This window comes from Rubritalea tangerina (genome assembly GCF_042683245.1).
In the GTDB taxonomy this organism is placed as follows: Bacteria; Verrucomicrobiota; Verrucomicrobiia; order Verrucomicrobiales; family Akkermansiaceae; genus Rubritalea; species Rubritalea tangerina.
Genome location: NZ_JBHUJB010000011.1, coordinates 101,759 through 115,182 on the forward strand (window position 1 = coordinate 101,759; position 13,424 = coordinate 115,182).

Consider the following 13,424-nt stretch of genomic DNA (forward strand, 5'->3'; position numbering starts at 1 on the left):
TTATTCTTCCTCAATGATGAGCGCTCTGCGAGGCGGCGCTTCCCCCCCGTCTTCGGGCTCGGGTGCAGGGCGTTCAATAATACCCTCTGGTAGAGGCCTAAGATCTGGCACATCGACCTCATCTTCGACTGGCACAGCCCGTGGTGTATCATCAGGAACGAGGGCTTCATCTTCCTCAACGAGGACTGCCCGAGGAGCTGGCGGTGCATCAGGTAAATCTTGTGCCTCATCAATCACCATTGCACGTCCCGGAACCCCCAAATCGTCTGGGAGCGTCTCTGGCTCCTCTTCTTCTACGACCAATGCCCTTACGGGTGGGTTCACCCGAAACATGACCTCATCTTTAATCGGCTGGAAGAAACTCTTCACCATTGGAGCAGCCTTACTACCCCCACTAACTTTCTCGCCGGGACGCCCCTCGTAGACCATTGCAAAAGCGTACTTCGGATTGTTTAAGGGGAAGAAACCCGTAAACCACCCCAAGCGTTGTTCCTTTTCTTTTGGCCCCCACTGGGCAGTACCAGTCTTACCACAGACAATTGTGTAGTCCAGATAGGCACGTTTACCCGTACCTGCAGGATCATTCACAACCTTCATCAATCCCTCCTGCACCAATGCCACGTCAGTCGCACTCATATTGAGTAACTGCCTTGGCTCATCGCGATTGTACTTGATGATACGACCATTCGCATCCTGAACCTGACGAACCAATTGAAGCTTCGGTAACTTCCCTCCATTCGCTATCGCCGCCATACCCTGAGCTACTTGAAGCGGTGTCGCTAACACCACACCCTGACCAATAGACATATTCGCCGTATCACCATCGGTCATGCGACGCTTGTGATGCTTCCGCATATACGCATCACTCGGTAAAAGTCCCTTCTTCTCACCAACAAGTGGTAAGCCAGTCTTCTTTCCATAGCCTAATTGCTCCGCGGTCTGCACAATATTCTGTGGCCGCGTGGCTATGCCAACCTGAATAAAAAATGGGTTGTTAGAGCGATAAAGCCCTTTGACTATATTCATCAAACCTTCCGGCTTCTTCGACCAGTTCCACATCTGGTGCTTCCCTAACTGAATGAATGCCGGAGTATTGATCTGGGTATAACGATCTAACACACCGTGCTGAAGAGCCGAAAGAGCCACTACTGCCTTGAAAGTAGAGGCGGGAGGATACTCACCTTGGTACGATCGTGCAAATAATGGAGCATCTGGGTCTTCTCTGAGCGCCGTATAATCCTTGGAGGTTATGAATGGCACGAAGGTATTGAGGTCATAGGAAGGTCGCGAGGCCATGGCTACCAACTCGCCAGTACGCACATCAATGATCACTAAAGCCCCTTTATGGGCATGCTGCGCTAACACTTCTTCGGCTCTCTTCTGCCATTCGAGGTCAATGGTCGTTACCACTGTCCCCCCCTGCTGCGGAGCACGCTTTTCTTCCCTTAGAACCTCTGCTCCTGAAGAATCATATTGCAACTTTCTCAGTCCAGGAATCCCTGTAAGTTCCTTGTCATAAAGCTTTTCAAAGCCAGCCCTCCCCTCAGTAAATTCAAAGATTGGATCTCCATAGTTAATAGGCCCCTTCTCTAACTTCCCCTTGGAGCCGACATAACCAATGAGGTGCGCAGCGAGCTCCCCCTGCGGGTAATACCTTTGGTAAAGCGGGTGAAGAATCAAACCATCAATCAACTGAGGCTCTAACAATGCCTTGCGTTCGGCATCCACAACGTGTGTGAAGGGCATGGCCAACCAACGCCTGTGACGATAGTGCTCCCAAAGCTCATCATCACTCACCTTCCACTCGATACCAAAGATCTCATTGGCTTTCGTAATCCGCTCACGTGCCCAAGCTACCACAAACGCCTTGTCTGCATTTTCAAATTGCTGGTACTGCAGAGCTGGGTACCAAACGACTTTATTCTGAGCTAAGGGATTACCATAGCGGTCGAGAATCTGACCACGTAACCCAGGAATTGAAAGCGTCATCGTCCGAGCATTCGGACGTGTCTCAATGGCTGCTAAATCGGCCGAACGCTTCATCGGCGCGTCCAACTCGGAAATGGCATCCACTGCCGACTCACTTTGCACAGCCACCAACGATCCCGCTCGCTGGCTGGCACTCACACTTTGCCGTACAGTTCTGCTCTGAGCCTTGGGCTGACGCACTCCCAGCCCCGAAGCCTCCATCGCATTACCCGATTTGGGCTTCTCAACAACCTTTGGCTTTTCAACAACCTTTGGCTTTTCAACTACCTTTGGCTTTTCAACTACCTTTGGCTTTTCAACTACCTTTGGCTTTTCAACTACCTTGGGCTTCTCAACTACCTTGGGTTTCTCAACTACCTTTGGCTTCTCAACTACCTTTGGCTTTTCAACCACCTTGGGTTTCTCAACCACCTTGGGTTTCTCAACAACCTTGGGCTTCGCAACAACCTTTGGTTTTTCAAGCTCCTCCGCTTCTGGCGCGGGCTTGGGTTGCTTAGACTGACTCGCACTCCGTCTTTTTGCAAATTGAGACTCAAGTTCGCGGAGGGCTTCTGAACGATCAGCCTGTAGCTGCGTTGAAAGCATCAGAGCCAAGACAACACACCCCGTTACCTTCGAAGAATGCCAAAATGAGATGCCCTGAGATAAATTCACTAAAAAGACTACTAAGCGGTTCGCGCCAGAGATTCAATCATTGATCTCTGAAGTTAGGTTCCGAGCATTTCTTGCTCCAGCGGAAAGAAACCTCTCCACCCTGAGGAAATAGCCCAGAACACAATGCCCCATTAGAGCGTAATGCCTAAAATTTCTTCCGTGGCTTCACGCGGGCGTGCTGTCAAAATATCTGGGCCATCTTTGCCCACACACACGGTGTGCTCAAAATGAGCAGAGTATTTCTTATCGCCTGTGATCACTGTCCAGCCATCATCTAAAATCTTCACACGTGGTGTCCCAGCATTAATCATCGGCTCAACCGCCAAAACCATCCCCTCTTTAAGTCGAGGCGTGCGACCAAGTGGTCGGTAGTTCGGAACCTGAGGTTCCTCATGTAGTTCTTTCCCAACACCATGCCCAACAAACTCTTTCACCACTCCAAGCTTGAAGGGTTTCACATACTCGGCCACAGCTCCACAGAGATCAGCCAATGGCACCCCGTCTCTGGCAAAAGACAAGGCTTCGTAAAGCGATTGTTCAGTCACAGCGAGCAAACGCTTTGTTTCATCAGAAATAGCACCTACTGGCACCGTCGTAGCATTGTCACCAATCCACCCATTCTTTACCACGCCGATATCAATACTGATCACATCTCCATCTTGAATGACACGATCTGAGCCAATCCCATGAACCACCTCCTCATTGGGAGAAATACAAATATTCCCGGGAAATCCGCGATAGCCAAGAAACGCTGAGATACAATCCCTCTCCTTGATCAACTCAGCCGCATAGAGATCAACTTCCTTTGTCGTCTTCCCGGCTTCTATAAATTTTGCCGTAGCTTGGAGGATCTCGCTCGCAGTCTCACATGCCACACGCATCTGTTTGATGTCTTCTGGTGACTTGATTGGGATCTTGTTCTTGTTTGGTTTGCGTTTGGCCATGGATCGATTCTTTCTATAGGAAATTAGTTAAATGGGACACCAGTCTCGCTAGCTGACCTCCTGAGTCAGATGATTTTCAATGACTGAGTAGACATCATCCGGACTTGCAGTCCCATCTACGACCAGCAACTTACCTTGCGCGGCATAGTAGTCAAACAAGGGTTGAGTCAGATCACGGTAATTTGCATATCGTGCACGAAAATTCTCCAAATCGTCATCTGCGCGAGATACCAATGCCCCTCCACAATCCGGACAAATGTCCATAGTTCCATTCACCACTGAAAAGGTGGCCCCACACTCAGAACACTCACGACGATTGTTGATCCGCCCCTCTAAAACAGCCTGAGGCACGTCCAATGCTATCGCTAAACTCGGCGCTTGAAAGCCTGAGTCGCTTTCTAGAGCCTGAGCTTGAGCCAAAGTACGGGGAAATCCATCCAGCAACCAACCAGCCTCCCCGTGCTCAGCCATCCATGACTGCACCAGTCGCATAATCAAACCATCTGGCACATAAGCACCTTTGCTCAAATAACCGTCAACCTCCTGCCCCAAATCGGAGCCCGATTCCACTTCGCGACGCAATAGATTTCCCGTGCCTAATGTCGGTACGCCCAATAAGCTCTCAATCCTCTTACATTGTGTCCCCTTACCACTCGCTGGTGGTCCAATTAATACAATTCGGTGCATTTCAATTTAAATGGTTATGAGCACAGCCTCCACATCAACGACCCTCTCTGTGCCCCTGGAAAAAAATGGCCGCTAGTGTCTCAACACAGCGGCCATTATAAAAGTGTCTTTTCTATCCTCTAGCCTTTCATCGAAAGAGCAACGATACCAAGGATGAAGATCAGAGCAACAATCACCAAGAGGTAAAGCATGTTGTTGCTGCTCTTAGCTGCGAGTTGCTTATTGCGGCGATCAACAGCTCCTTTGAGCTTACCCTGACGAAGGAATCCGTCGTAGTTGCGCTGGAGAAGCTGAGTCTCTACTTGACGCATGATGTCGAGAATCACACCCACCATAATGAGCAATGAAGTACCACCAAAGAATCCCGTAATCATCTGGTTCAATGGGTCCTCACCAAAGAGCCTTGGCATCTGAGAAACCACAAATGGAAGAGCAAAAATGATCGTCAAGAAGACTGCCCCCGCAAAAGTAAGACGAGTCATCGTGAAATCGAGGAACTTCGCAGTTGGCTCACCTGGACGAATGCCCGGGATATACCCACCACTGCGCTTGAGGTTCTCAGCAATCTCTGAAGGCTGGAACATCGTGGCTACCCAGAAGTAAGAGAAGAAGAAGATCATCACACCTGCGATCACGTAGAACCACGGGCTGTTACCTCCAAGAATCTCATTCAAAGTCATTCCCCAGCTCGCAGTCGGGAAAAGCTGGCTCACAATCACTGTAGGAATCCCTAAAATGGCTGTCGCAAAAATAATGGGCATCACGTTCGCGTAGTTCAGCTTCAACGGCAAATACTGAGTCTGTCCACCGTATTGCTTACGACCAACCACACGTTTAGCATACTGAATTGCTATGCGGCGCTGTGCCTGCGTAATCGCAATGGTAGCTGCAATCACGAAGATCAAGAAAGCAAAGAGGAAAACAACAAAGGCTGCACCTGCTGGTGTGCCATTGCTGATAAGTGACTTCCAAAGCAAAGCCAAGGACGCTGGCAACGCGGAAATGATGTTCACCGTAATGATGATCGAGGTTCCATTACCAATCCCCTTCTCAGTCATTTGGTCACCAATCCACATCAAGAGAAGTGTCCCAGTTACTACTGACAGTGTGAAGATGATGATGAATGCAATCCCTGGATTCGGTACCACCTTGCCCACTTCTTCAATACCCGTGAAAAATGGTAAAGACCCTGGGTTGCTGGAAATTTGATTCGCAAGTAATCCCCCCTGCACCAAGGCTATCAAAATTGTAATAAAACGCGTGTACTGGTTGATCTTCTGACGACCTCCATCCTCACGCGAAAGCTTCGCAAGCTTCGGCATCACCGCTGTCATCAGCTGCATCAAAATCGACGCCGAAATGTAGGGCATAATCCCCAAAGCAAAAAGTCCTAGCTTCTGCAAACCACCGCCCGAAAAGATCGTAGCCATGGTTTCAAGCATTCCACCACCTTCGCCACCCTTCTCAGCGATGTTCTTCATGTGTTGGTCAATCACCCCAGCGTCAATGCCTGGTAGTGATATGTGAACACCCAAACGGACAATAACGATCATCACCAAGACGTAGATGATGCGTTCACGTAGCTCGGCTACTTTCCATGTATTCGCAAATGCGGAAATCATAATTTAGTTAGATTGTGCGGCGGCTTGTATAAAGAAGTGAGGAAGCGCGCAAGCGCTTCCTCACTAAAAGTGTAAATTAGATGCTCAAGCACCTAGTTTAGCGAGAGAGCATTAAGCTACGGAGCCGCCAGCTTTCTCGATTTTCTCCTTGGCGGAGGCGCTAAGTGCGTCAACTGAAACTGTGAGTTTCTTGCTGAGTTCACCGTTACCGAGCACCTTGATCTGATCAAAAGCACCCTTAACAAGTCCCTTAGCACGAAGTGTTTCTTCGTTCACTGTGTCACCTTCTTCGAAGAACTTCTGAAGGTGCGCTGTGTTCACAACTACCACTTTGTCTGCAAAGCGAACGTTGTTGAAACCACGCTTAGGAAGACGACGGTGGATAGGCATCTGACCACCTTCGAAACCGACGCGTACGCCTGATCCTGAGCGAGCCTTCTGACCCTTGTGACCCTTACCTGCTGTCTTACCAAGGCCAGAGCTTTCACCCTTACCAAGACGCTTGATGCGGTGCTTAGATCCTGGGTTAGTTTTGAGATTGTGAAGATTCATTATCTTAAATTTCTAATGGTTGAGAATGGAGCCGTCTGTTTTCCAGCGACCCCATCTGATTAACTTAGAGAGACTCAGCTTTGAGCTTACCACGTGAGCCGAGTACGTCTTCGCGAGTACGAAGCTGTGCAAGTGCTGCTACTGTAGCTTTCACTACGTTTGCGTGGTTGTTGGAACCGAGTGACTTACCGAGAACGTTGTGGATACCGACTGCTTCGCAGACTGCACGTACACCACCACCAGCAATCACACCAGTACCTGGACATGCCGGCTTGAGAAGTACCTTACCACCGCCAAATTCAGCGTATGTTTCATGCGGGATAGTACCATCTACGATTGCGTAACGCTTGATGTCGCGCTTCGCATCTTCAGATGCCTTGCGGATACAGTCAGTTACCTCGTTCGCCTTACCGAAACCTACACCAACACGACCTTCGAGGGTGCCGGAGACCATCAGTGCGGAGAATGAGAAACGACGACCACCTTTAACCACCTTAGCACAGCGGTTGATGAATACGACTTTCTCTACGAGCTCAACACCGTCTTCTGTAGTTGGTTTAGCTGGAGCCTGGCGCTGTGGACGCTCACGGCGACCACCTTTGCCACCACGACCACCACGGCCACCGCGCTCTTGCTTAGGAGCTTCAGTAGTTGCAGCAGCTGCGTCAGCTTTGGCTTCTGCAGGTTTTGCTTCTGCGTTTTCTTTATTTTCAGACATGGTTTCGTGGATGATTAGAATTTAAGACCAGCTTCACGTGCTGCTTCAGCAAGTGCTTTGACTTTACCGTGGAAAAGGTGACCACCGCGGTCGAAAACCACGGATTCAATGTTCTTTTCCTTAGCGCGCTCTGCGATGAGAGTACCGACCTGTGCTGCTGTTGCAACATTAGAAGCTGCATTCTCCACTGACTTGTCGAGTGATGATGCTGCTGTGAGTGTGTTACCTGCTACGTCATCAATCACCTGCACGTAGATGTGCTGGTTAGAGTAGTTGACTGCAAGACGTGGACGCTCAGCAGTGCCGGATACCTTCTTACGGATACGGTTGTGAATGCGCTGGCGTACTGATTTACGATTGAGTTTGCTCATTTTGTGAATTCAGTTTGTGTTAATAATGTGCGTCAATGATTACTTACCAACGCTCTTACCAGCCTTACGACGTACGTATTCACCAACGTAGCGAATACCCTTACCCTTGTATGGCTCTGGCTTATAGTAGGCGCGTACCTCAGCGGCAAACTGTCCTACTTCCTGCTTATCGATACCTTCAACCTTAACCTTCGTGTTCTCAGTCACTGTGACTGTGAGACCTTCCGGAATTGGGTGAAGTACTGGGTGTGACTTACCGATGCTGAGGTCGAGGGCCTTGCCTGCAACCTTAGCACGGAAACCAACACCAATGATTTCAAGATCCTTAGTGTATCCAGCAGACACACCGATGATCATGTTGTTAACGAGGGAACGTGCTGTCCCGTGAAGTGCGCGAAGCTGACGGCTCTCGTTCGCACGTGTGATTGTTACTGTTCCTTCTTCCTGCTCAAAGCCGATGCCTTGTGGAAGTTGGAAGTCAAGCTTACCCTTCGGGCCTTCAACTGCAACGAGACCATTTGCCTCAGTAACAGTGACCTTCTCAGGAAGCGTGATTGGTTTAAGTCCTACTCGTGACATTGTATTATCTCCTTAAGTTAGGGTTACCAAATGTTAGCGAGATGCTCGCCACCTACGTTTTGCTTCTTCGCAGCTGCTCCAGTCAACAATCCTTTAGACGTTGAAAGGATAGAAATGCCAAGACCATTGAGAACGCGTGGTACTTCACCTGCTCCGACGTACTGACGAAGACCTGGCTTGGAAACGCGCTTCACGTTGGTGAGTACTGCCTTACCTTCTGGTGTGTATTTTACTGTAACAGTGAGGGTCTTTTCTACACCTTCACCTGATACTTCATACTTCCAGACGTAACCTTCATCAGCAAGGATGCCTGCAATCGCTTCCTTCATCTTGCTGTAAGGTGCTGTGAATGTTTCGTTACCTGCTGCTGAAGCATTCTTCAGGCGAGTAAGGAAATCGGAAATTGGGTCGCTAAGAACTGCCATGATATTTTCCTATCTATAAATAATGAGTTAATTGAATTAGGCAGTAGCCTCTTCTTTCTTGGCGTTCTCGCGGAACGGCATACCGAGTGCACGAAGAAGTGCACGTCCTGCATCGTCAGTTGTCGCAGTCGTTACGAAAATAAGGTCGAAACCGATCTGACGCTTGATCTGATCAAGCTCAACTTCTGGGAAAATAGATTGATCTGCGATACCTACTGCGTAGTTGCCTTGACCGTCAAAACTCTTCGGTGAAATACCACGGAAGTCACGGATGTTTGGCGCAGTGATGTGGATGAAGCGATCGAGGAATTCCCACATGTGTGCACCACGAAGAGTGACACGGGCACCTACTGCTTCACCAGCACGGACCTTAAAGTTAGCGACGGACTTACGAGCGTAAGAAACACTTGGCTTTTGGCCAGTGATCTTAGAGATCTCTTCGACGGCGTCTTCTACAGCCTGCTTGCGGTCATTGGCTCCACCACAGTGAGTGGTCACAACGATCTTCTCCAAACGAGGCACCTGGTGAGGGTTAGTGCACTCAAGCTCTTTAGTGAGAGCTGGCACTACCTTCTCCTGATAGTATGTTTGCATTGTTGGTTTCATAATTTGCGGGTCAGCTTTTTAGTTCTGAATGCTTAGCTTAAGCGCTACCGGAATCCCTCCTACTTGCTCTGCAAATAAGAAGGCGGACGGGGGCTTTACATCACAATCCCCAGATCAGCAAGCGGAAAGCGCGGATTTTAACTTTTTTCTTCTACCCACCTCCAATCACCCCCCCTCCTGCTCAATTCCTCATAAAAGCGCCCCCTCTTCCACACAGAAAAAAGTGACGGCCTCCCATTTCGAACAATAGAAGGCCGTCGCATACCTATCACACACACGGTCAGCTGTCGCTGATGCACATAGTACTAACAGCCCTACCCTTGTAGCTCATAATCGATTCCCCTGATTTGATCATCGATTCAGTCGATCCTTTCATCGCCATTTTCAAAACCTAAAAGCCCCCCCAACCAAGCTAGAATCAATTCAAGTACACATTCATTGCTTATGAAAACACCACTCGGCCTTTCCCTCATAATTACAGGCATACTCTCCACCCTCTGGGCTGAAGAGCCCCCAATCAATACAGATCGAGCCAAAAACTCTATTCAAGAAGTCCTCCTCCACTATCCATCGGGGCAACTCCGCGAAAAATACTTCCTAAAGAAAAATAAAAAACATGGCGTACACACAAGCTTCGACAAAGACGGCAACATTATAACCCAAACCCAATACCTACGAGGCCATCCAATAGGCATAATCAAAGACCGACAACACAAACCACAGACCACAAAAAAGACTCCCGAAAAATCAATAGATAAAAACAAGACCGATAAATCCATAGAATTCCACCCAAATGGTCAAATCAAGCGCTCAGGTTCATTCTTAAAAGGGAAAAAACATGGCCTCTTTTCACATTGGAATAGTGAAGGGCAAAAAACTTACGAGATCACCTATTCCAACGGAAAACGTCATGGCAAATTTACCAGATGGTTCGATCAGAAAAGAATTCAGACTGGCTACTACGCAGATAACAAACTCCACGGCACAGTCACTAGCTGGAACCACGGGAACACAAAAAAATCAGAAGTTAATTACTTTAGAGGTCAGAAAACACGAGCAATCGAATTTTCAGAGAACAACATAGTCAGTGAAACCAGGTACCAACACAACAAGAAACACGGAATCGCTAAAACATGGAACCCAAATGGACGAAAAGCTTCCATGAGCCACTACCAAACTGGGCAACTCCAAGGCCTCAAAGAAACTTGGCACTCCAATGGCCGAAAAGCCAGCCAAGAAAACTACGTAAACAACCGTAGACACGGAAAAGCCCAATATTGGATCTACAGTGAACACAGCAAAACGTACCACTACGAGGTTGTCCACTTTAACCATGGCCACTACCTGAGAACTGTCAGAAACGGGAAAAGCAAGAAGGAACCATTGCGCGGTTTTTTCGACGGCATTCTTTACCCATAATCCCCCCTTACTCCACAAAAAAGCGGCCTGTAAGCATTGCTTACAGGCCGCTTAAACAAAGAGTTCAAGAAAGCTTACTTCGCGTTGCGCTCAGCAGCTTCTGCAATCACCTTCTCAGAGATGTTCTTCGGACATGGTGCGTAGTGGGAGAACTCCATGGAGAACTGACCACGACCAGATGTCATTGTACGAAGGTCACCGATGTAACCGAACATTTCAGAAAGTGCAGCCTCAGCCTTAATGCGGATCACACCAGATGGTGTTGTTTCCTGGGACTGAATCATGCCACGACGACGGTTAAGGTCACCGATCACGTCACCCACTTTTTCTTCTGGAGTGAAGACGTCGAGCTTCATGATTGGCTCAAGGATCTGTGGACCAGCCTTAGGAATGGATGCACGGTACGCTGCCTTAGCTGCGATTTCGAATGCTACTGCAGAGGAGTCAACTGCGTGGAAGCCACCGTCAGTAAGAGTAACTTTCACGTCTTCCATTGGGTATCCTGCAAGAACACCTTGGTCCATGGAAAGCTTGAAGCCCTTCTCAACAGCTGGCCAGTATTCCTTAGGAACGTTACCACCAACAACGGTGGACTCGAAGAGGAAGCCTGTACCTGCTTCACCTGGCTCGATAGTGTAGTCGATCTTACCAAACTGACCAGAACCACCGGACTGCTTCTTGTGAGTGTAGGAATCAGAGATAGTCTTAGTGATGGACTCACGGTAAGCAACCTGTGGAGCACCTACAGACACTTCAACACCGTGGGTACGCTTGAGGATGTCTACCTTAATGTCGAGGTGAAGCTCACCCATGCCCTTAAGAATTGTCTCACCAGTCTCTTCATCAGACTCAACGTAGAATGATGGATCTTCTGCAACCATTTTACCGATCGCAACACCGAGCTTCTCTGCGTTCGCCTTGTCCTTAGGAGCAACTGCGATGGAGATAACTGGCTCAGGGAATACCATTGGTTCGAGAGTCGCTGGGGACTTCTGATCACAAAGTGTGTGACCTGTCTGTGTGTTCTTGAGACCTACGAGAGCGATGATGTCACCTGCTTGCGCAGAATCGAGCTCTGTACGCTCATCAGCGTGCATTTCTACGATACGGCCAACACGCTCAGTCTTACCTGTGAAGCTGTTAAGAACCACGTCACCCTTGTTAAGAACACCTGAGTAAATACGTGTGAATGTAAGTGCACCGAACTTGTCATCCATGATCTTGAATGCAAGAGCTCGAAGAGGAGCATCAGTCTTCACTTCAGCGAAAACACCAGTTTCGTTACCTTCTGGGTCAACTTCTGGCTGTGGGTCTACTTCTGTTGGGTTAGGAAGGTAGTCAACAACAGCGTCGAGAACGAGCTGAACACCCTTGTTCTTGAAGGATGAACCACAGTATGTCGGGAAGAAGTCGAGAGCGATTGTTCCCTTACGAATACAACGCTTGATGTCTTCCATTGCTGGCTCTTCCATTGTTTCAAGGTAAGCTTCCATGAGCTCATCGTCTTGCTCGAGAGCAGTTTCGATAAGTTGCTCACGGTATTCTTCTACCTTGTCGACCATGTCAGCTGGCACGTCCTGGATCTCGTAGTTTTCTGGCTGACCAGAGTCATCCCATACCCACGCCTTACGTGTAAGAAGGTCAACAACACCAATGAAATCAGATTCGATACCGATAGGAAGAACCATGACGAGTGGGGTAGCACCGAGAATGTTCTTCACTTGGTCAACCACGCGGTAGAAGTCACCACCGACACGGTCGAGCTTGTTTACGTAGATAACACGAGAAACTTCAGACTCATCAGCGTAACGCCAGTTAGTTTCGGACTGAGGCTCAACACCACCAGAAGCACAGAATACACCCACACCACCATCAAGAACCTTAAGAGAACGGTAAACTTCTACAGTGAAGTCAACGTGACCAGGAGTATCGATGATGTTGAAACGGTGGTCATTCCAGAAACATGTTGTAGCAGCAGACTGAATTGTGATGCCGCGCTCAGCTTCCTGTTCCATGAAGTCAGTTGTGGACTCACCATCGTGAACCTCACCGATCTTGTGGATTTTACCTGTAAGGGAGAGGATACGCTCCGTAGTAGTCGTCTTACCCGCATCAACGTGCGCGAAGATACCGATGTTTCTGTATTTGCTTAGGTCTGTTGCCATATCAATGGTCCTTTCAGTATTAGAAAGTTGTTGCTCATGCACCCTCTGTTAAGACTGGATGCTGAGATACTTGCAGCGCTGCTTACATCGCCACCAACCATTTGGCAATCACTCTATGCGGATTTGGCAAAAAAAGATGTTTCCTGACCACTCACCCATCCCCTTTTGCCAACAATTCTCCCCCTCGCCGCTCACATCACACCCACGCAATACTTACGAGATCTTTATCAGTTTTAGCCGTCTCTCGTAAACTAGGGTCCAACTCAAATGCTTGACGCAAGTACCTCTGAGCTTCCACTGGGTCCTCCAATACCGCCGAATAACAAGCCATGTTATAGTGAAATAACGCATCTTTCATCAGACTTTTCGGACCGCTCATCAAAAAACTTTTCGCCGCGAGAGTGTCTCCCGTTTCGTGCAAACAAAAGGCCGCATGCAAAAAATACGCACGCTTGTGAGGTTTAAGCTGGCAGAGCTCTCTAGCCAAGTCAGCCCCCCGATTCCAGTGCTTTTGCATCATTTCCGCCGCCAATTCCAATTCCTTCGCATGAAATTTCTCACGCACACCTCTCGGCAACTGCACCAATTCATGCATCGCCTCACCTGGCATCTCAAGTTGTAGGTATCCTTCCGCAGCCTGCAGGCATCGATCCACGTTCATAGGAGGACAAGGCTAGCACGGCTCAAAACAGA

At 48.8% G+C, this 13,424-nt stretch carries 13 protein-coding genes; 1 reads left to right on the forward strand and 12 read right to left on the reverse strand.

Annotation, left to right across the window (positions count from 1 at the left end; genetic code table 11):
* The 10 genes from ACFSW8_RS02395 to rplE form a co-directional block, all read right to left on the reverse strand.
* The gene (locus ACFSW8_RS02395) at window positions 1-2,574 is read right to left on the reverse strand and encodes a penicillin-binding transpeptidase domain-containing protein (RefSeq protein ID WP_377089182.1); all 2,574 of its coding nucleotides are present in this window, start codon (window positions 2,572-2,574) and stop codon (window positions 1-3) included.
* Window positions 2,575-2,774: 200 nt separating this feature from the next.
* Window positions 2,775-3,587 carry a type I methionyl aminopeptidase gene (gene map / locus ACFSW8_RS02400; RefSeq protein ID WP_377089180.1) on the reverse strand — a complete coding sequence of 271 codons (813 nt, stop codon included), beginning with the start codon at window positions 3,585-3,587 and terminating at the stop codon, window positions 2,775-2,777.
* 48 nt (window positions 3,588-3,635) lie between these two features.
* Window positions 3,636-4,274 (reverse strand): adenylate kinase family protein, encoded by a 639-nt coding sequence (locus tag ACFSW8_RS02405; RefSeq protein ID WP_377089179.1) that lies wholly within the window; start codon window positions 4,272-4,274, stop codon window positions 3,636-3,638.
* A gap of 119 nt (window positions 4,275-4,393) precedes the next feature.
* Entirely contained in the window at window positions 4,394-5,896 is a 1,503-nt protein-coding gene (secY, locus tag ACFSW8_RS02410; protein WP_377089177.1) for a preprotein translocase subunit SecY, read from the reverse strand.
* Between the two features lie 111 nt (window positions 5,897-6,007).
* Window positions 6,008-6,448, reverse strand: coding sequence for a 50S ribosomal protein L15 (gene rplO / locus ACFSW8_RS02415; RefSeq protein ID WP_377089176.1), 441 nt, complete (start codon window positions 6,446-6,448; stop codon window positions 6,008-6,010).
* 64 nt (window positions 6,449-6,512) lie between these two features.
* The gene (gene rpsE, locus ACFSW8_RS02420) at window positions 6,513-7,166 is read right to left on the reverse strand and encodes a 30S ribosomal protein S5 (RefSeq protein WP_377089175.1); all 654 of its coding nucleotides are present in this window, start codon (window positions 7,164-7,166) and stop codon (window positions 6,513-6,515) included.
* 14 nt (window positions 7,167-7,180) lie between these two features.
* Window positions 7,181-7,537, reverse strand: a complete 357-nt coding sequence (gene rplR / locus ACFSW8_RS02425; protein WP_377089174.1) for a 50S ribosomal protein L18 — start codon at window positions 7,535-7,537, stop codon at window positions 7,181-7,183.
* 39 nt (window positions 7,538-7,576) lie between these two features.
* Window positions 7,577-8,116: a 50S ribosomal protein L6 gene (gene rplF / locus ACFSW8_RS02430; protein WP_377089173.1), complete on the reverse strand. Its 540-nt coding sequence runs from the start codon at window positions 8,114-8,116 to the stop codon at window positions 7,577-7,579.
* A gap of 23 nt (window positions 8,117-8,139) precedes the next feature.
* Window positions 8,140-8,541, reverse strand: coding sequence for a 30S ribosomal protein S8 (rpsH, locus tag ACFSW8_RS02435; protein WP_377089172.1), 402 nt, complete (start codon window positions 8,539-8,541; stop codon window positions 8,140-8,142).
* A gap of 36 nt (window positions 8,542-8,577) precedes the next feature.
* Window positions 8,578-9,147, reverse strand: coding sequence for a 50S ribosomal protein L5 (gene rplE / locus ACFSW8_RS02440; protein WP_377089171.1), 570 nt, complete (start codon window positions 9,145-9,147; stop codon window positions 8,578-8,580).
* Window positions 9,148-9,591: 444 nt separating this feature from the next.
* Here rplE and ACFSW8_RS02445 point away from each other — a divergent pair, with 444 nt between their 5' ends.
* Window positions 9,592-10,566: a toxin-antitoxin system YwqK family antitoxin gene (locus ACFSW8_RS02445; RefSeq protein WP_377089169.1), complete on the forward strand. Its 975-nt coding sequence runs from the start codon at window positions 9,592-9,594 to the stop codon at window positions 10,564-10,566.
* Window positions 10,567-10,640: 74 nt separating this feature from the next.
* Here the strand turns inward: ACFSW8_RS02445 and fusA are convergent, their stop codons facing one another.
* Both fusA and ACFSW8_RS02455 read right to left on the reverse strand, forming a co-directional pair.
* Window positions 10,641-12,731 carry an elongation factor G gene (gene fusA, locus ACFSW8_RS02450; protein WP_377089168.1) on the reverse strand — a complete coding sequence of 697 codons (2,091 nt, stop codon included), beginning with the start codon at window positions 12,729-12,731 and terminating at the stop codon, window positions 10,641-10,643.
* Between the two features lie 196 nt (window positions 12,732-12,927).
* A complete protein-coding gene (locus ACFSW8_RS02455) occupies window positions 12,928-13,392 on the reverse strand; it encodes a TPR end-of-group domain-containing protein (protein WP_377089167.1) in 465 nt (154 codons plus the stop codon).
* Between the last annotated feature and the right edge of the window lie 32 nt (window positions 13,393-13,424).